The 2,027-nt window shown below is 68.8% G+C and carries 1 protein-coding gene; it reads left to right on the top strand.

The window, feature by feature from the left end; translation table 11 throughout:
• Positions 1-2,027: condensation domain-containing protein (locus ABD366_RS05180; RefSeq protein ID WP_344441173.1), on the top strand; the 2,027-nt coding region annotated here is incomplete at both ends.

Here is a 2,027-nt window from a genome sequence, read left to right as displayed (position 1 = left end):
CCTCGACCAACTCCCCCTCACCCCCAACGGCAAGATCGACACCAAAGCCCTCCCCGCCCCGGGCCCCGAACGCCCCGACCTCGACGTCACTTTCGTAGCCCCGCGGACCACTGCCGAGCAGATCGTCACCACCGTCTGGTCCGAAATCCTCGGTGTCGACACCATCGGGATCCACGACAACTTCTTCGAGCTGGGCGGGCATTCGCTGCTTGCCACGCAGGTGACGTCCAGGTTGCGCCGGCAGCTCGGTGTCGATGTGCCGGTCCGCACCATCTTCACCTCGCCCACCCCTGCCACTCTGGCCGCGGCCATGCGTGAACTGGCAACAGCCGATGAGGCACCGCTCGTACCAGTCGACCGAGCCGACACCGCGCTCCCGCTGTCCTTCGCCCAGCAACGTCTCTGGTTCCTCGACAAGTTGACGCCGGGAAGCGCCGAGTACCTGGTGCCCTTCGCCCTGCGCCTTCGGGGGGAGTTGGACGCCGACGCCCTGGGCGCTGCGTTCACCGGCCTGGTGGCACGGCACGAAATCCTTCGGACCAGGTTCGTCACCGACGATTCCGGGCGTCCCTCACAGATGGTGGACGCGCCGTGGTCGGTCACCCCGGTGGTGCACCATGTCCGGTCCGACGCCGGCCTCGAGGACAGGGAGCGGACCGCGCAGGAGGTCATGGAAGCGGAGGCGCGACGCCCGTTCGAGCTGGACGGCGGTCGACTGCTGCGCGTGGACCTGGTCCCTGTCGCGCAGGACGACCAGTATCTCCTGATCACGCTGCACCACATCGTGTCGGACGGCTGGTCAGCGGGCATCCTGGCGCGCGAGCTGCGTGAGCTGTACGCGGCGGCCCTGGCCGGGAGCGAGGCCTCGCTCCCGGGCCTCCCGGTCCAGTACGCGGACTTCGCCGTCTGGCAGCGGGAACAGCTCACGGGCGACTTCCTTGAGACGCAGTTGGCGTACTGGCGTGAGCGCCTGAGCGGTGTGCCGGTGCTGGAACTGCCCACGGATCATGGACGCCCCGCCGAGCGCGAGGGCGCCGCCGGTGACACCGTGTACTTCACGCTGCCGGCCGAGGTCGCGGAACCGCTGAGAAGGGCGGCTGGGCGGCGCGGCGCGAGCCTGTTCATGACGCTTCTGTCGCTGTTCAAGATCGTGCTGGCCCGCTACGGTCGCCAGGACGACATCGCCGTGGGCACCCCGATCGCGGGCCGCAACCGCGCCGAGACCGAGGCCCTGCTCGGCTTCTTCGTGAACACGCTGGTGATGCGGACCGACCTGTCCGGCGACCCGACGTTCACCGAGCTCATCGACCGGGTCAAGGACACGGCGCTGGGCGCCTACGACCACCAGGACCTGCCGTTCGAGCGACTCGTCGACGAGCTGGCCCAGAACCGCGACCTGTCGCGCAACCCGCTGTTCCAGACCCTGTTCGTCTTCCAGAACACTCCGGACGGGGATGCGTGGAGCCTGCCGGGCCTCGACGTCGAGCCGGTCGGAGTGGGCGGTCAGGACGCGAAGTTCGACCTTCAGTTGACGGCTGCGGAGTCCAGCGGCGAGGTGCAGGCGGCACTGGAGTACCGGACGGATCTGTTCGAGCGCGCGACGATCGAACGGATGGCCGGCCACCTGGCCACACTCGCCGCCTCCGTCGCTGCCACACCCGACGCCCGCCTCTCCGAGCTGAACATGCTCACGCAGCGGGAGCGGCAGGAGATCCTGGTCGACTGGAACGGCGTCACCGGCCCCTACCCCGACACCGCCACCATCCACTCCCTCATCGAAGACCGCGTCACCACCGACCCGGACGCCATCGCCATCACCCACGGCACCGAACAATGGACATACGCGCAGGTCAACGCCCGCGCCAACCAACTCGCCCACCACCTGCGGGAAACAGGCATCACCCCGGACACCCTCATCGCCGTCTGCCTCGACCGCTCCCCCGAACTGATCGCGGCCCTCCTCGGCATCATGAAGGCCGGCGCCGCATTCGTCCCCCTCGACCCGGAATACCCCACCGACCGCATCA

The sequence above is a fragment of the Streptomyces kunmingensis genome (assembly GCF_039533535.1).
GTDB lineage: Bacteria > Actinomycetota > Actinomycetes > Streptomycetales > Streptomycetaceae > Streptomyces > Streptomyces kunmingensis.
This window is presented reverse-complemented; position numbering and strand designations above follow the sequence as displayed.